Origin of the sequence: Pseudomonas sp. Irchel s3a12 (assembly GCF_900187485.1) — a bacterium.
In the GTDB taxonomy this organism is placed as follows: Bacteria; Pseudomonadota; Gammaproteobacteria; order Pseudomonadales; family Pseudomonadaceae; genus Aquipseudomonas; species Aquipseudomonas neuropathica.
Window position 1 is genome coordinate 370,383 of the sequence record NZ_FYDN01000001.1, and the last position, 16,890, is coordinate 387,272.

The 16,890-nt window shown below is 59.0% G+C and carries 11 protein-coding genes and 1 pseudogene; 6 read left to right on the forward strand and 6 right to left on the reverse strand.

The features are described 5' to 3' along the window. Window positions 1-143: 143 nt before the first annotated feature. The 6 genes from CKW14_RS01700 to CKW14_RS01725 all read left to right on the forward strand — a co-directional run bounded on the left by CKW14_RS01700 (window position 144) and on the right by CKW14_RS01725 (window position 7,494). Window positions 144-1,391, forward strand: a complete 1,248-nt coding sequence (locus CKW14_RS01700; RefSeq protein WP_095124487.1) for a TolC family protein — start codon at window positions 144-146, stop codon at window positions 1,389-1,391. Window positions 1,392-1,440: 49 nt separating this feature from the next. Continuing rightward, window positions 1,441-2,628, forward strand: a complete 1,188-nt coding sequence (locus tag CKW14_RS01705; RefSeq protein WP_095124488.1) for an efflux RND transporter periplasmic adaptor subunit — start codon at window positions 1,441-1,443, stop codon at window positions 2,626-2,628. Between the two features lie 14 nt (window positions 2,629-2,642). Beyond that, entirely contained in the window at window positions 2,643-5,792 is a 3,150-nt protein-coding gene (locus CKW14_RS01710) for a CusA/CzcA family heavy metal efflux RND transporter (RefSeq protein WP_095124489.1), read from the forward strand. Window positions 5,793-6,015: 223 nt separating this feature from the next. After that, complete coding sequence (locus tag CKW14_RS01715; RefSeq protein WP_095124490.1) at window positions 6,016-6,219, forward strand: co-regulatory protein PtrA N-terminal domain-containing protein; 204 nt, start codon at window positions 6,016-6,018, stop codon at window positions 6,217-6,219. An 80-nt stretch (window positions 6,220-6,299) separates the two neighbouring features. Continuing rightward, complete coding sequence (locus CKW14_RS01720; RefSeq protein ID WP_095124491.1) at window positions 6,300-6,632, forward strand: DUF2790 domain-containing protein; 333 nt, start codon at window positions 6,300-6,302, stop codon at window positions 6,630-6,632. A gap of 481 nt (window positions 6,633-7,113) precedes the next feature. Next, window positions 7,114-7,494 carry a DUF6124 family protein gene (locus tag CKW14_RS01725; protein WP_095124492.1) on the forward strand — a complete coding sequence of 127 codons (381 nt, stop codon included), beginning with the start codon at window positions 7,114-7,116 and terminating at the stop codon, window positions 7,492-7,494. Between the two features lie 1,578 nt (window positions 7,495-9,072). On the opposite strand, the gene CKW14_RS01730 is transcribed toward CKW14_RS01725, so the two are convergent. The 6 genes and pseudogenes from CKW14_RS01730 to nuoK all read right to left on the reverse strand — a co-directional run bounded on the left by CKW14_RS01730 (window position 9,073) and on the right by nuoK (window position 16,888). Further along, entirely contained in the window at window positions 9,073-10,398 is a 1,326-nt protein-coding gene (locus CKW14_RS01730) for an OprD family porin (RefSeq protein WP_095124493.1), read from the reverse strand. A 575-nt stretch (window positions 10,399-10,973) separates the two neighbouring features. After that, window positions 10,974-11,066: pseudogene (locus CKW14_RS30130) on the reverse strand (transcriptional regulator); the annotation flags it as partial. A gap of 620 nt (window positions 11,067-11,686) precedes the next feature. After that, window positions 11,687-13,150 carry an NADH-quinone oxidoreductase subunit NuoN gene (nuoN, locus tag CKW14_RS01740; protein ID WP_007920173.1) on the reverse strand — a complete coding sequence of 488 codons (1,464 nt, stop codon included), beginning with the start codon at window positions 13,148-13,150 and terminating at the stop codon, window positions 11,687-11,689. A gap of 7 nt (window positions 13,151-13,157) precedes the next feature. After that, window positions 13,158-14,690 carry an NADH-quinone oxidoreductase subunit M gene (gene nuoM / locus CKW14_RS01745; protein WP_016986254.1) on the reverse strand — a complete coding sequence of 511 codons (1,533 nt, stop codon included), beginning with the start codon at window positions 14,688-14,690 and terminating at the stop codon, window positions 13,158-13,160. A 39-nt stretch (window positions 14,691-14,729) separates the two neighbouring features. Continuing rightward, entirely contained in the window at window positions 14,730-16,583 is a 1,854-nt protein-coding gene (gene nuoL, locus CKW14_RS01750; protein ID WP_007920175.1) for an NADH-quinone oxidoreductase subunit L, read from the reverse strand. Further along, window positions 16,580-16,888, reverse strand: coding sequence for an NADH-quinone oxidoreductase subunit NuoK (nuoK, locus tag CKW14_RS01755; protein ID WP_003223790.1), 309 nt, complete (start codon window positions 16,886-16,888; stop codon window positions 16,580-16,582). Before nuoK ends, nuoL begins: the two co-directional genes overlap by 4 nt. Window positions 16,889-16,890: the final 2 nt, after the last annotated feature.

The window sequence follows — 16,890 nt, forward strand, 5'->3', positions numbered from 1 at the left end:
TGCGTGCGCACTGCGCATGCTAGAGCAAAACAACTTCCTGCAACCGTGGATAACGGATTTGTAATCTTTCAGTCACCTTGTCGATAAGTTCAAAACCCTACCGTGGCGGCATCGAAAAATCCTTAATTGAAGGAAGTCTTCCATTGCCCGGTTCAAGACAACTGACGGCGCCATCACGCCTGAAAAAAGCAGCCAGCGGCATTCTGTTGTTGGCCAGTACCAGCCTTGCCAGTGCATCGACTCTGACCCTCGACCAAGCACTGCAAAGCGCCTTCGCTGGCAACCCGGATCTGGCCGCCGCCCAATGGGAAATCGGTATCGCCGAAGGTGACCGTCAACAGGCCGGGCTGATCCCCAACCCCGAAGTATCCTGGGAGGCCGAAGACACGCGCCGCGAATCCCGCACCACCACAGTGAAGCTCAGCCAGCCGATCGAACTGGGTGGCAAGCGCGGCGCGCGCATCGACGTCGCCAGCCGCGCGCAGGACGCCGCCGGCATCGAGCTGGAGCGCAAGCGCAATGCCTTGCGCGCCGACGTCATTCAGGCGTTCAACGGCGCCCAAACCGCGCAACAGCGCTTGCAGTTGTCCCGCCAATCCATGCAACTGGCCGAGCACGGTTTGCGCGTGGCACAAGGTCGAATCGAGGCCGGCAAATCCTCACCTGTCGAAGGCACGCGAGCACAGGTGCAGCTCTCGGAAGTACGCCTGGAACTGAGCCGCGCCGAACGCGATCAGGCCAACGCCTATCAACAATTGGCGCAGGTCATGGGCGCACCGTTGCCGACCTCGACAAATGTACAAGCAGCCACGCAAAGCCTCGCTGCCGTACCCCCACCGACCCGCTTGCTCGAGCGTCTGAACGAGACTGCCGAACTGCGTCTGGCCAAGTTGCAGATCGATCAGCGCGAAGCATCGCTGGGCCTGGAAAAGTCCCAGCGCATTCCCGATCTCACCGTGAGCATCGGCAGCCAGTACAGCGAAACCGAGCGCGAACGGGTCAATGTGGTCGGGCTGTCGATGCCGATTCCGCTGTTCAACCGCAATCAGGGCAACGTCCTCGCGGCCGCGCGCCGAACCGATCAGGCGCGGGATCTGCGCAACGCCACCGAGCTGCGATTGCGCACGGAAGTCCAGACCAGCCTTGAGCAATGGCAGACCGCCAACGGCGAAGTCACTGCGTTCAACCAGACCATCCTGCCCGCCGCGCAAAGTGCGGTCGACAGCGCCACGCGCGGTTTCGAAATGGGCAAGTTCGGCTTTCTCGATGTGCTCGACGCGCAACGCACCTTGATCAGCGCTCGCAGCCAATACATCCAGGCCGTCAGCGAAGCCACCGACGCCCGCGTACGCATCGAACGGATCTTCGGCGACCTCAGCGTCAGCCGTTGAATTTCACTTTTCAGACAACTGCGCGATGGCTCGGCGCAGAGGAGTTTCCATGGATAAAAAATTGATGATTGTCGCGGTGGCGACGTTGGCGCTGGGCATTGGTATCGGCTCGCAGTGGTCAGGTAACGCAAGCATCGACGCGCATGCCGACGAGACTTCTGAGCATGCCGATCACGCCGAAGAGGGTGCAGCGGCTGAGCATGCCGAAGAGGGACACATCGAATTGAGTGCGGAGCAGATCAGTGCTGCCGGCATTCAACTGGCCGAGGCAAAACCGCAAAACATCAGCCGCGGCCTGCCGTTCCCCGGCGAAGTGCGCTTCGACGAAGACCGCACCGCCCACGTTGTACCGCGCGTTCCGGGCGTGGTCGAGACGGTGGCGGTCAACCTCGGGCAGACGGTGAAGAAGGGTCAGTTGCTGGCGGTGATCGCCAGTCAGCAGATATCTGATCAACGCAGTGAGCAAGCTGCCGCGCAACGTCGTTTGGCCTTGGCGCGCACCACCTATGAGCGCGAGAAAAAGCTCTGGCAGGACAAGATCTCCGCCGAGCAGGATTTCCTCCAGGCGCGCCAGGCACTGCAAGAAGCCGAAATCGCCGTGAGCAATGCGCGGCAAAAGATCAGCGTGCTCAGCGGCAGCGTGGTCGCCACTGGCGGCAACCGCTACGAGCTGCGTGCGCCGTTCGATGGTGTGGTGGTGGAAAAACACCTGACGCCGGGGGAGGTGGTCGATGAAACCACGGCGGCTTTCACGCTCTCGGATTTGTCGCGGGTGTGGGTGACGTTCGGCGTTTCGCCCAAGGATTTGACCAAGGTGCAGGTGGGTAAAGCCGTCACCGTCAGCGCGCCGGAGTTGAACGCGCAAGTCACCGGTAGCGTGGCTTACGTCGGCAGTCTGCTTGGCGAACAAACCCGCACCGCGACCGTGCGCGTCACCCTGGAGAACCCGCAGGGCTCGTGGCGTCCGGGGTTGTTCGTCACGGCGCTGGTGGCCACCGACAGCCGTCAGGCGAAAGTCGCGGTGCCGGAAAGCGCGATCCAGACCGTCGAGGACAAACCCACGGTGTTCGTGCGCACTGACGACGGCTTCAAATCGCACGCGGTGGAGCTGGGCAGTCGCGCCGCCGGGCAGGTGGAAATCACCCAGGGCCTGGAGGCGGGCGCGCAAGTCGCCAGCGCCGGCAGCTTCGTCCTCAAGTCGGAGCTGGGCAAAGCCTCAGCCGAGCACAGCCACTGATCCGGAAGAATCCCATGTTCGAACGCCTGATCCAGTTTGCCATCGAGCAGCGCATCATCGTGCTGCTCGCCGTTCTGCTCATGGCCGGCCTCGGCATCGCCAGTTATCAAAAACTGCCGATCGACGCCGTGCCCGACATCACCAACGTCCAGGTGCAAATCAACACCGGCGCCGCCGGGTTCTCGCCGCTGGAAACCGAGCAGCGCATCACCTTTCCGATTGAAACCGCGATGGCCGGTTTGCCGGCACTTGAACAGACCCGTTCGCTGTCGCGCTCGGGCCTGTCGCAAGTCACGGTGATCTTCAAGGACGGCACCGACCTGTTCTTCGCCCGGCAATTGGTCAACGAGCGTCTGCAGATCGCCAAGGAGCAATTGCCCGAAGGCGCCGAAGCGGTGATGGGGCCGATTTCCACCGGCCTCGGCGAGATCTTTTTATGGACAGTGGAAGCCAAGGAGGGCGCACTCAAGGACGACGGCACAGCCTACACGCCGACCGACCTGCGGGTGATTCAGGACTGGATCATCAAGCCGCAATTGCGCAACGTGCCGGGCGTGGCCGAGATCAACACCATCGGCGGTTTCGCCAAGGAATATCAGATCGCTCCGGACCCGAAACGCCTGGCCGCGTACAAGCTGACCCTCACCGATCTGGTCACCGCGCTGGAGCGCAACAACGCCAACGTCGGCGCCGGTTACATCGAGCGCAGCGGCGAGCAATTGCTGATTCGCGCGCCGGGGCAAGTGGCGAGCACCGAGGACATCGCCAACATTGTCATGGCCAACGTTGACGGCACGCCGATCCGGGTGAAGAACGTCGCGACAGTGGAAATCGGCCGCGAATTGCGCAGCGGCGCGGCCACGGAAAACGGGCGTGAAGTGGTGCTCGGCACGGTGTTCATGTTGATCGGCGAGAACAGCCGCACAGTCTCGCAAGCGGTGGCCAGCAAACTCGAACAAATCAACAAATCCTTGCCGCAAGGCGTGATCGCCGTGCCGGTGTACGACCGCACGCACCTGGTCGATAAAGCCATCGCCACGGTGAAAAAGAACCTCATCGAGGGCGCGATTCTGGTGATCGCGATTCTGTTTCTGTTCCTCGGCAATATCCGCGCGGCGCTGATTACCGCGATGGTGATTCCGCTGTCGATGCTGTTCACCTTTACCGGCATGTTCAGCAACAAGGTCAGCGCCAACCTGATGAGCCTGGGTGCGCTCGACTTCGGCATCATCGTCGACGGCGCGGTGGTGATCGTTGAAAACACCCTGCGTCGACTGGCCCATGCGCAGCAGCATCACGGACGTTTGCTGACCCGTGCCGAGCGTTTCAAGGAAGTCTTTGCCGCAGCGAAAGAGGCGCGGCGACCGCTGATTTTCGGCCAGTTGATCATCATGGTGGTGTACCTGCCGATCTTCGCGTTGAGTGGTGTCGAAGGGAAAATGTTTCACCCGATGGCGTTTACCGTGGTCATCGCTTTGCTTGGCGCGATGCTGTTGTCGGTGACCTTTGTGCCGGCGGCGATTGCGCTGTTCGTGACGGGCAAGGTCAAGGAAGAAGAGGGCGCGGTGATGCGTGGCGCACGTCGCGTTTATGCGCCGGCGCTGGCCTGGGTCATGTCCCATCGCGCAATCGCAGTGGGCGCGGCGTTGGGTGTGATTGTGCTCAGCGGTATGCTCACCAGTCGCATGGGCAGCGAGTTTGTGCCGAGCCTCAGCGAAGGGGATTTTGCCCTGCAAGCGCTGCGCGTGCCGGGCACTAGCCTGACGCAATCGGTGGATATGCAGCAGCGCCTGGAGACGTTGATTCTGGCGAAAGTGCCGGAAGTCGAGCGCGTGTTTGCCCGCACAGGCACGGCCGAAATCGCCTCGGATCCGATGCCGCCGAACATCTCTGACAGCTACGTGATGCTCAAACCCAAGGACCAGTGGCCGGACCCAGGCAAGTCCCGCGAAACCCTGATGGCCGAACTGCAAGCCGCCGCCGCGACGCTGCCGGGCAGCAACTATGAACTGTCGCAGCCGATCCAGTTGCGTTTCAACGAGCTGATCTCCGGCGTGCGCAGCGACGTCGCGGTCAAGGTGTTTGGTGATGACATGGACGTGCTCAACGCCACCGCTGCGAAAATCGCTGCTGCCATGCAGAAGGTCAACGGCGCATCCGAGGTCAAGGTTGAGCAGACTACCGGGTTGCCGGTGCTGACCATCAACATCGATCGCGATAAAGCCGCGCGTTACGGACTCAACGTCGGTGATGTGCAGGACACCATTGCCGTTGCAGTTGGTGGTCGTCAGGCCGGGACGTTGTATGAGGGTGATCGGCGTTTCGATATGGTCGTGCGCCTGTCCGATGCCATGCGCAAGGACATCGACGGCTTGTCGGCACTGCTGATCCCAGTGCCGGCACTGAGTGGCGCTGCGAATCAGATCGGCTTCATCGCGCTGCAAGACGTCGCCAGCCTCGACCTGGTGCTCGGGCCGAATCAGGTCAGCCGCGAGAACGGCAAGCGACTGGTGATCGTCAGTGCCAACGTGCGTGGGCGTGACATTGGTTCGTTTGTCAGCGAGGCCGGTGAGGTGATCGAGCGTGATGTGCAAGTCCCGGCCGGTTACTGGACCAGTTGGGGCGGCCAGTTTGAACAACTGCAATCGGCGGCCAAGCGCTTGCAGATCGTGGTGCCGGTGGCGTTGCTGTTGGTGTTCGGGTTGTTGTTCATGATGTTCAACAACCTGAAGGATGGCTTGCTGGTGTTTACCGGGATTCCGTTTGCGCTGACTGGCGGGGTGATGGCGTTGTGGTTGCGGGATATTCCGCTGTCGATTTCGGCGGGGGTCGGGTTTATCGCGTTGTCCGGGGTGGCGGTGTTGAACGGCTTGGTGATGATTGCGTTTATTCGTAATTTGCGCGAGGAGGGGCGGTCGCTTTCGGACGCCATTCACGAAGGTGCTCTCACTCGTTTGCGGCCAGTGTTAATGACAGCACTGGTGGCGTCGCTGGGCTTCATCCCGATGGCGCTTGCGACCGGCACCGGCGCGGAGGTGCAGCGTCCGCTGGCGACCGTGGTGATCGGCGGGATTCTGTCTTCCACGATCCTCACGCTGCTGATCTTGCCGGCGCTCTACCAACTCGCCCATCGCCGGGATGAGGACGCCGTTCCAACTAAATAGGTAATCCCCTCTGTAGGAGTGAGCCTGCTCGCGATAGCGGTCTATCAGTCAGATCTACATTGACTGACCCACCGCTATCGCGAGCAGGCTCACTCCTACAGGTTTTGTGTTCGACTTCAGGAGAGTGCCGGGCACATAACGGATATGTAATTTCCCCGCCACCGTCACGATAGGTTCGGATTGTTACCTTGATCCCGTCAGTTACTTAAACGAGGAATCAACGATGAAACTTACCCAACTCACTGCCTTCGCAGCCGCTCTGGCGATCTCTTCCGTAGCGTTGGCAGAAGGCGGCGGCGACCGCACATTCGAGCGGATGATGACCAGCAACGACCGCTCCATGGAACGGTTCGTCGCCAAGGAAAAAGCCGCCGGCAACCCGGTGGTCGTCACCGACAAGAAGGACGACAAGACCCGCGATCTGTAAGCCTGCCGCACCTGAACAAGCCCTTCATCGCGCATCGATGCCGGGCTTTTTTTTCAAGCCCGGACGGGAAGGAAATGGATATGAACATGCTCAAGTGGATCGCGTTCGTCGGCGTAATGGCGATGTCTGCGAATGTGCTGGCCGAAGGCGGTGGTGACCGCACCTTTGAACGCGCGCTCAGCGCCAACAGCAAAGCCATGGAACAGTACGCCGCCAACCAGGGCAAAGCGCCGCCGGTGGTGAAGGATTACGAATACGGAATGAAGCTGGACGTGGTCAAAGTGGTGAGCGTGGTGAAGCCGCAGGCGGCGTGCAAAGTGGTGCCCACCGCGATGACCTACGAGGACTCCAAAGGTCTGCTCAATACCATCAAGTACAACGTGATGGGCGTGTGTCGAAACGGCGGGAGCTGAATCCTTCACGGCGAAACGCGGTCCCGTGTAGGAGCTGCCGAAGGCTGCGATCTTTTGACTTTGATTTTCAAGATCAAGATCAAGATCAAAAGATCGCAGCCTTCGGCAGCTCCTACAGGGGCCGAATTGCAATATCACGCTGCGTATTTCAATTCGTGATGTTTAAAGGTTGTGTGAGAAGTGCGGAACCTTCCCACAATGTTTTCAGGTTGTCCGTCGGACGTCAGCTCTCTAGCCTGTGCGGGTCGCTGCCAATTCAGCGATCGGGATTGGAACCCCGCGGCTCAACTGAAGCAAAACGCACTGTTCATGACGTATGCTTGCGCACTTTCATGTGTGCACTCCGTTATGGCGGCTGTGCGCGGGAGACTTCGAGTCTGTCGGGTTTGCTCAGTTGCCCGGGTTCCAACCTGCGTACAGCTGCCACCCTTTCGCGTGGAACCGAAAGGGCCAGCTCCACCTTCAAGCTGAGTAAAACATTATGAAAAAGCCAACCCCAAATCCCCCCGAAACAGACGCCATCCCCGACGCCAACTCAACATCGCCTTACGCCTCCGTCGACACCCGAAAACTCCACGAAGCCGCCGACCGCGCCCTCGATTTCTACCTCAAACCGTCGACCGCCATCATGTCCGCACCGTACATCCCCAACCAGATGTTCCTGGTCAATCCCAAAGCCGACACCGAATCATTACTGGCCAACGCCAGCGAATCTCTGGCCTCGGCCACGGTGATGCTCGGTGACTTCGCTGCGCTATTAGGCGGCACCCATCGCAAGACCCTGCTCGGTATCGCGCAGGTGGTCATGCTTGGCGAACTGGCGGTGAACAAGGCACTGGATAACGTAGATCCAAACGCGTAGTTATCAATGGCCAGTTTTTAACAGTTGTTTTTGCGTTGACCTCAAAATCCTGCCCCCTCACCCCAGCCCTCTCCCCCGAGGGGGCGAGGGGGAAGGGAGCGGATCTTCAAGCCATTCAAAATCAGAGTACGCCTCGGTTTTTCAGGTCGATGTATCTTCAACAACCAGCTCGGTCAGTCCCCTCTCACCCATGGGGCGAGGGGGAAGGGAGCAGGCTTTCAAGCCATTCAAAATCAGAGTACGCCTCGGTTTTTCAGGTCGATGTATCTTCAACAACCAGCTCGGTCAGTCCCCTCTCACCCATGGGGCGAGGGGGAAGGGAGCAGGCTTTCAAGCCATTCAAAACCAGAGTACGCCTCGGTTTTTCAGGTCGATGTATCTTCAACAACCAGCTCGGTCAGTCCCCTCTCACCCATGGGGCGAGGGGGAAGGGCGCAGGCTTTCAAGCCATTCAAAATCAGAGTACGCCTCGGTTTTTCAGGTCGATGTATCTTCAACAACCAGCTCGGTCAGTCCCCTCTCACCCATGGGGCGAGGGGGAAGGGAGCAGGCCTTCAAGCCATTCAAAATCAGAGTACGCCTCGGTTTTTCAGGTCGATGTATCTTCAACAACCAGCTCGGTCAGTCCCCTCTCACCCATGGGGCGAGGGGGAAGGGAGCAGGCTTTCAAGCCATTCAAAATCAGAGTACGCCTCGGTTTTTCAGGTCGATGTATCTTCAACAACCAGCTCGGTCAGTCCCCTCTCACCCATGGGGCGAGGGGGAAGGGAGCAGGCTTTCAAGCCATTCAAAACCAGAGTACGCCTCGGTTTTTCAGGTCGATGTATCTTCAACAACCAGCTCGGTCAGTCCCCTCTCACCCATGGGGCGAGGGGGAAGGGAGCAGGCTTTCAAGCCATTCAAAACCAGAGTACGCCTCGGTTTTTCAGGTCGATGTATCTTCAACAGCCAACTCGGTCAGTCCCCTCTCACCCATGGGGCGAGGGGGAAGGGAGCAGGCTTTCAAGCCATTCAAAACCAGAGTACGCCTCGGTTTTTCAGGTCGATGTATCTTCAACAACCAGCTCGGTCAGTCCCCTCTCACCCATGGGGCGAGGGGGAAGGGAGCAGGCTTTCAAGCCATTCAAAATCAGAGTACGCCTCGGTTTTTCAGGTCGATGTATCTTCAACAACCAGCTCGGTCAGTCCCCTCTCACCCATGGGGCGAGGGGGAAGGGAGCAGGCTTTCAAGCCATTCAAAACCAGAGTACGCCTCGGTTTTTCAGGTCGATGTATCTTCAACAACCAGCTCGGTCAGTCCCCTCTCACCCATGGGGCGAGGGGGAAGGGAGCAGGCTTTCAAGCCATTCAAAACCAGAGTACGCCTCGGTTTTTCAGGTCGATGTATCTTCAACAGCCAACTCGGTCAGTCCCCTCTACCTCTGGGAGAGGGCTAGGGTGAGGGCCGGGCCTGAACCTGGAATACATAACCACGGCAAAACGCAGAGCAAAAAAAAGCGCCCCGAAGGACGCCAAAAGATTCACCTCTTACCAAAGGAGCAAGGAGCTTCTAAAGGTGAATTTGCATCAACCGCGCAATCAAAGAATCGCCAGCGGATACTCGACAATCACCCGCACTTCATCCAGATCCGACTCGAACGCCGTGGCGCGGGTTGTGGCTTGGCGCAAGCGCAGTGACAGGTCTTTCATCGAACCGCTTTGCACCACGTATTTGACTTCGATATCGCGCTCCCAACGTTTCTGATCGGTCAGCGGATTGCCCTCGGCATCGCGGCGCATATACACGGCGTTAGCGTTGGAATAGTCGGCGTCGGTGCCGCGTGCGTAACGGGTCATGAACGTCAGACCGGGTACGCCATAAGTGCTCATGTCGAGGTCATAGCGCACCATCCACGAACGCTCTTTCGGCGAGTTGAAGTCGCTGTACTGGATCGAGTTGTCGAGGAAGATCGAATCGGACTGGCGCAGGTAATCGAAGTCGTCATTGCCGTTGTTGCGCTGGTGGGAGAGGGCGACGGAGTGGGCACCAAGCTTGACGCCAACGCGGCCGCTCCAGATGTTGTTGTCGAACTCGCCGAGCAGTTGTTTGCCCTCGTCGATGGCCTTGTAATAGTTCAGGCCACCGAACAGCGATAGGTCATCCGAGAGCGGATAGGTCCAGGCGGTGCCGGCGTAATACTGGTTCCACGCATCCTTCAGGCGACTGGAGTACAGGCTGAAACTGAGATTCTTGTTCAGCGCATAATCGCCGCCGCCATACGCGATCCACGGCGAATTGACTGGGCCTGCGTAGAAGGTCGCGAAGTTCTCGCGCATGTCGCTGGACACCGGTTGGCTCATCGCGTGCAACCGACCGCCCTGCACCGACAGACCTTCAATGCTGGTGTTGCTCGCTGTCACCCCGCGAAAACTTTCCGGCAACAAGCGCGAGTCACCCGCCGCAACCACCGGGTTGACCGGGAACACATCACCGACCTTGATCACCGTATCGAACGCCCGCACTTTCGCGGCGCCGCCGACCTTGGTGTATTCGTCCCGCGCTTCGCCGTCGCTGTTGACCGGCAACACATCAAACGAACTGCGCCCGCCATTACGGCCGTCACCGGTGTCGAGTTTCAGCCCAATCATCGCAAACGCATCGACCCCAACTCCGACGGTGCCTTGGGTGAAACCGGATTCGAACTTGCTGATCACGGCATGCGCCCAAGCCTCGGAATAACCGTTGCCGGTGGGGCTGGACTGACCATTGCGATGATCACGATTGAAGTAGAAATTGCGGTTGAGCAGCGTAAGGCTGCTGCCTTCGACAAAGCCTTCGGGTTTGTCTTCTGCAAACACCATGGACGGCCCGGCGCCGACCACCACCGCTAAAGCGGCCATCGATATTTTTGTAGGGTTAACCATCAAACACTCCTTGGGTTCGGCAGAACGGGAACGTGCTTCGGCGTGGGTTTTATTGTTCGGCGGGGCAGGGCCCGCCGGCATGGTCGCCGGGTGACATCGTTGCAAGCTGCGGATAACGTCGAGGTGATGGGGGAATTACAATTTCGTCATGTGGTTATATGGATTGAGTGAACGCCACACAAACCTGTGGGAGCGAGCTTGCTCTGGGCGGCGTTCCGACGAAAGCGGAGTGTCAGCCAATCAAGATGTTGAAAGTGTCTACGCCTTCGCGAGCAGGCTCGCTCCCACAAGTGGTCTGAGGTGTACCTGAGTGTTGGGAACGACACACAATCTGTAGGAGTGAGCCTGCTCGCGAAAGCGGAGTGCCAGGCTCTGAAGAGGGTTGATGTGCCGACGCCTTCGTCGGAACGCCGCCCGGAGCAGGCTCGCTCCCACAGTAATCCGGATGATTCTGATAGATCACATGTGAGCGGATGTGGCTTTTATCTTTCGAAGGTATCCAGCAAGCCATGTGATACAGATGCATCAATTTCGGCGGGAAGTATGAGTTTGCCTTTCATGGCGCCGATCCGTGTTACCCGGGTCTTCTTCAAGGTGATTTTGCCTTGGCGTTCTTCGGCTAACGCATCAAGGCCATTCATCAATTCTGAATAAATATCCCGCTTCATGGTTCGTGGATCTCCACTTGATATGTGATCCCCGAATTTAACGAAAAATGTCTTCTACGGAATGTCAGCCATTGCTCAGGGGTTTGCAGGCAAATTCCTAAAAAGGGGAGGGCGTTGAGATCAAAAGACCTCAGTCTTCGGCATCTCCTAAAGGCTGTGATCTTTTGACGGTAACTCTACAAAACGAAACTGGCACTCGAAGGTGCCGTTTTGCGTAGCTAGTAGACTTTTGTGCTTCTACGTTACTTGCGATCCAGCGCTATTTCTTTACGGTTAATGACTTTCTCGTTCACGACGCGACGTACAACCGGAACAGAAGGTTTATGGGGAGGTGTCGGTCTGCTCGCGTCCTCAGGTTTTGATTGGCCATTTGTGTTGTTCATTTCTGATTTCCGCTGGAGTTTTATTTTCTCGTTCCTGAAGACGGACTCGATTTGGATCGATGTCTTTTACGTCGAACAAGATAAGCAAAAAGCCAAATTCTGGCTGTAGGAGGAACCCAACAGTAGGGCGCGAGATTTCGGGGATTTCAGTAGGAAGGGCATAGCATTGGTAAAAGATCCCACAAAAACAAAAACGGCACCCGAAGGTGCCGTTTTCATTTCTAGCCAGCCAAGCAATCAGCCCGCCAGACCCGCCTGCTGAACCAGTGTCAGCAATGGCTGCGGGTACACACCCAGGAAGAACGCGACCAGGGCGATGGCCAGCAGCATCACGCCGCCTGCCTTTTGTTCCCAGTGCAGCTGGGCGTCGTGGCGACGCAGGTTTGGCTCGATCAGGTACAGGGTGACCATCACGCGCAGGTAGTAGAAGACGCCGATGGCGCTGCCCAGTACCAAGGAGCCGACCAGCCACCATTGGTGCGATTCAACACCGGTAGCGATGATGTAGAACTTGCCGATGAAGCCAGCAGTCAGCGGGATACCCGCCAGCGACAGCATCATCACGGTCAGCACGGCGGTCAGGTACGGACGGCGCCAGAACAGGCCGCGGTATTCGTACAAGGCATCCGCGTCACGGCCGTTGTACGGCGAGGACATCAGGGTGATCACGCCGAACGCGCCGAGGCTGGTGATCACGTAGGTGACCAGGTACACGCCGATGGCTTCCACCGCCAGTCCCTTGCTCGCCACCAGTGCGATCAGCAGGTAGCCGAAGTGCGCGATGGACGAGTAACCGAGCAGACGCTTGAGGTTGCTCTGGGTCAGGGCCAGCAGGTTACCGAACAGGATCGAGGCGATGGCGATAACGGTCAGCACGTCGCTCAGGACGCCGCTGCTGGCAGCAGGGGAGATCTGGAACAGACGCACCATCACCGCAAACACCGCAACCTTCGACGCAGTCGCGAGGAACGCAGCCACCGGTGCCGGAGCACCTTCGTAAACGTCCGGCGTCCACAGGTGGAACGGTACCAGCGACAGCTTGAACGCCAGACCGATCAGCATCATGCCCAGGCCCAGTTGTGCCAGCGAGCTAGGCAGGCCAGTCGCAGCCAGAGCCTGACCGATGCCAACGAAGCTCAGCGAACCCGAGTCTGCGTACAGCAGCGCCATACCGAACAACAGGAATGCAGAACCGGCGGCCGACAGCACCATGTATTTGATGCCGGCTTCCAGCGAACGCTTGTTGAAGAAGGCATAAGCCACCAGACCGTAGACCGGCACCGAGAGCAGTTCCAGACCGATGAACAAACCGGCCAGGTGCTGCGCGCTGACCAGAACCAGACCACCGGCGGCGGCCATCAGGATCAGCAGGTACAGTTCTTCACGGTTGCCCGGGTAACCCGAACCGCCATCACCCAAGTAGGCGTGGGCGAGGGTCACACAGGCGAGGGTGGCGACCAGGATCAGCGCCATGTACAGGCAAGCGAAGGTGTCGATTTGCAGCAGTGGAGTCACGGCCAGAGGCGCGACTTTCAGGGCTGGCAGGATCGACAGCAAGGCCAGGTTCAGACCGGCGACCGAGATCAGGAAGGTCTGCGAGTGGTTGCGGCGCCAGGCGATTGCCAGCATCACCACGATAATGGTGAGGCTGGTGATCAACAGTGGCGCAAGCGCAATAAAGTGTTGAATCGTGAATTCCATAGCGCTCTTACCGGGCCGAAGCGAGTTGAGTGAAGGCGGTGCCGAGCCACTGCTGCACGCCATGCATCGTGGCGGCAGAGGTGTCGAGGAACGGTTGCGGGTAGACGCCGAGGTAAACCAGCAGCACCGCAAGGCCCAGCACCATGATCAGTTCGCGAGCGTCCATACCGTGCAGGATCGAATCCGATTTCGACGGACCGAAGTAGGCACGGTGGATCATGATCAGCGAGTAGACCGAACCGAACACCAGACCGGAGGTGGCAATTGCAGTGATCCACGGCCAGCTTGCGAAGGAGCCGATCAGGATCAGGAACTCACCGACAAAGTTACCGGTACCCGGCAAGCCCAGGGATGCGGCTGCGAAGAACAGGCTGATCGCCGGCAGGTAAGCGATACGCGACCACAGACCGCCCATCTCACGCATGTCACGAGTGTGCAGACGCTCGTACAACTGACCGCTGAGGATAAACAGTGCCGCCGCCGACACACCGTGCGCCAACATCTGGATCACTGCACCTTGCAGCGCCAGTTGGCTGCCGGAGTAGATGCCGATCAACACGAAACCCATGTGGGAAACGGACGAGAAGGCGATCAGACGCTTGATATCGGTTTGTGCGAAAGCGAGGAACGCACCGTAGAAGATCCCGATCAGACCGAGGGTCATGGCGATCGGCGCAAACTCGGCCGAAGCATTCGGGAACAGCGGCAGGGCGAAACGCAGCAGACCGTAAGCAGCGGTTTTCAGCAAGATACCGGCGAGGTCGACGGAACCGGCAGTCGGCGCCTGGGCGTGGGCATCAGGCAACCACGAGTGGAACGGAACCACTGGCAGCTTGACCGCGAAGGCGATGAAGAAGCCGAGCATCAGAATGTACTCGGTGGTCATCGACATCTTGGTTTTCAACAGGTCGGCGTAGTTGAAGGTAATCACGCCAGTATTGTTGAAGTTGACCAGCACCAGACCGAGGATCGCCACCAGCATGATCAGGCCGGAAGCCTGAGTGAAGATGAAGAACTTGGTCGCTGCGTAGATCCGGGTTTTCTTGCCGTCCGAAGAACTGTGACCCCAGAGCGCGATGAGGAAGTACATCGGCACCAGCATCATTTCCCAGAAGAAGAAGAACATGAACAGGTCGAGGGCGAGGAACACGCCGACAACGCCGCCCAGGATCCACATCAGGTTCAGGTGGAAGAAGCCAACGTGACGTTGAATCTCTTTCCACGAGCAGAGTACCGAGAGGATACCCAGCAGACCGGTCAGCAGGATCATCAACAGCGACAGGCCGTCGAGGGCCAGGTGCACGTTGATGCCGAAGCGCTGGATCCAGACATGCTTGAACTCAAGCGCCCAGGTCGGATCGGCGCCAGGCGCCGGTGCAAATGAATAGTCACCGTGGGCCCACAGCCAGAGGCCGAGGGCGAGTTCCAGGGTCATGGTCAACAGCGCAATCCAGCGCGGGAGGGTAGCGCCGAAGCGCTCACCCATCCAGCACAGCAGGCCGCCGATGAAGGGGATCAGGATTAGCCAAGGCAGAATCATGACGGGCTCGTTTCCTTTCGCAAATTCGCAAGGTTCATATCAGACCGCTACCAGCACGATGGCGCCAATCACCAGCACGGCACCAGCAGCCATCGAAGCAGCGTACCAACGCAGTTGACCGGTCTCGGTGCGGCTCAGGGCAGTGTGACCACCCTTGGCCATACGCGGGATCAGACCAATGGTCTGGTCGAGCGGGTCTTTGCGCAGTACGTGGCTGATCGCCAGGTAAGGCTTGACGAACAGTTTGTCGTAGATCCAGTCGAAGCCCCAGGCAGCGAACCACCAGGCCGAAAGGAAGCGGCCGATGCCGCTATTGGCGATTGCCGTTACGAAGCGACGCTTGCCGAGGAACAGCAGCGCTGCCAGCAGGATACCGGCCAGGGCGATGGCGCCCGAAGCGATTTCCAGACTGTGCTTGGCTTCGCCACCGGCATGACCAACGCTTTCTGGCAGCACGCCGTGCAGCGGTGGCACGATCATGGCGCCGACGAAAGTCGACAGCACGATCAGCACCGACAGTGGCAGCCAGTGCGAGATGCCGTGACCGGCGTGGGCTTCAGTCTTGGCTTCACCGTGGAACGTGATGAAGATCAGGCGGAAGGTGTACAGCGAAGTCATGAACGCGCCGACCAGACCTGCGTAAAGCAGACCGTGGTTGCCGCTGGCGAACGCTTCCCAAAGGATTTCGTCCTTGGAGTAGAAGCCTGCGGTAACCAGTGGCAGAGCGGCCAGGGCGGCACCACCGACGATGAAGCTGGCGTAGGCCAGTGGCAGTTTCTTCCACAGACCGCCCATTTTGAAGATGTTCTGCTCGTGGTGGCAGGCAACGATCACCGCACCGGAAGCAAGGAACAGCAGGGCCTTGAAGAAGGCGTGGGTCATCAGGTGGAAAATCGCGCCATCCCATGCACCAACGCCCAGCGCCAGGAACATGTAGCCGATCTGGCTCATGGTCGAGTAGGCGAGGATACGTTTGATGTCGGTCTGTACCAGTGCGGCGAAACCGGCCAGAACCAGGGTCACGCCACCAACGATGCCGACCAGGTGGAGGATTTCCGGCGCCAGGGTGAACAGACCGTGGGTACGGGCGATCAGGTAGACACCGGCGGTCACCATGGTCGCGGCGTGGATCAGTGCCGAAACCGGAGTAGGACCGGCCATTGCGTCCGCGAGCCAGGTTTGCAGCGGCAGTTGTGCCGATTTACCTACAGCGCCACCCAGCAGCATCAGGGTCGCCAAGGTGATCCAGAAGTCACCGACCTGGAATTTCTGCGGTGCCAGCACCAGCAGTTCCTGGATGTTCAGCGTGCCCACTTGCTGGAACAGGATGAACAGGCCGATGGCCATGAACACGTCGCCGATCCGGGTCACGATGAAGGCCTTGAGTGCGGCGTTACCGTTGTTGCGGTTGCTGTAGTAGAAACCGATCAACAGGTACGAGCACAGGCCCACGCCTTCCCAGCCGAAGTACAGGAACAACAGGTTATCGCCGAGTACCAGGAACAGCATGCTGGCGATAAACAGGTTGGTGTACGAGAAGAAGCGCGAGTATCCCGCTTCGCCGCGCATGTACCAGGATGCGAACAGGTGGATAAGGAAACCGACGCCAACGACCACGCCGAGCATGGTGATCGACAGGCCGTCGACGTAGAGGGCGAAGTCAGGCTTGAAGCCTTCGACCGCCATCCACTTCCACAGCACCAGGGTGTAGTGACCGCCTTCGGGAGGTGCGACGTTGAATTGCCAGATGACGTAGGCGGCGACGATCGCCGACAAGCCAATGGAACCCACGCCGATCAGTGCCGAGAGGTTTTCCGACCAGCGTCCACGGGAGAACGACAGCAGCAGGAAACCGATCAGAGGGAATACGAAAGTCAGAAAGATAAGATTCATCCGCGCATCTCACTGGCAGCGTCGATATCGAGCGTGTGGAAGCGGCGATACAGTTGCAGCAGGATCGCCAGACCAATACTGGCCTCGGCGGCTGCAAGGCTGATCACCAGGATGAACATGATCTGTCCATCCGGCTGGCCCCAACGGGCGCCAGCAACAATGAACGCCAGTGCAGAGGCGTTCATCATCACTTCCAGACTCATCAACACGAACAAAATGTTGCGGCGGACCATCAGGCCGACCAGACCAAGGCAGAACAGGATGCCGGCAACTGCCAGACCATGTTCGAGAGGGATAGCAGGCATGT

Bases quoted from the DNA above. Each gene is read 5' to 3' on its own strand.
- CKW14_RS01705 (WP_095124488.1), top strand. From the start codon at position 1,441: ATGGATAAAAAATTGATGATTGTCGCGGTGGCGACGTTGGCGCTGGGC.
- CKW14_RS01710 (WP_095124489.1), top strand. From the start codon at position 2,643: ATGTTCGAACGCCTGATCCAGTTTGCCATCGAGCAGCGCATCATCGTG.
- CKW14_RS01715 (WP_095124490.1), top strand. From the start codon at position 6,016: ATGAAACTTACCCAACTCACTGCCTTCGCAGCCGCTCTGGCGATCTCT.
- CKW14_RS01720 (WP_095124491.1), top strand. From the start codon at position 6,300: ATGAACATGCTCAAGTGGATCGCGTTCGTCGGCGTAATGGCGATGTCT.
- CKW14_RS01725 (WP_095124492.1), top strand. From the start codon at position 7,114: ATGAAAAAGCCAACCCCAAATCCCCCCGAAACAGACGCCATCCCCGAC.
- CKW14_RS01730 (WP_095124493.1), bottom strand. From the start codon at position 10,398: ATGGTTAACCCTACAAAAATATCGATGGCCGCTTTAGCGGTGGTGGTC.
- nuoN (WP_007920173.1), bottom strand. From the start codon at position 13,150: ATGGAATTCACGATTCAACACTTTATTGCGCTTGCGCCACTGTTGATC.
- nuoM (WP_016986254.1), bottom strand. From the start codon at position 14,690: ATGATTCTGCCTTGGCTAATCCTGATCCCCTTCATCGGCGGCCTGCTG.
- nuoL (WP_007920175.1), bottom strand. From the start codon at position 16,583: ATGAATCTTATCTTTCTGACTTTCGTATTCCCTCTGATCGGTTTCCTG.
- nuoK (WP_003223790.1), bottom strand. From the start codon at position 16,888: ATGCCTGCTATCCCTCTCGAACATGGTCTGGCAGTTGCCGGCATCCTG.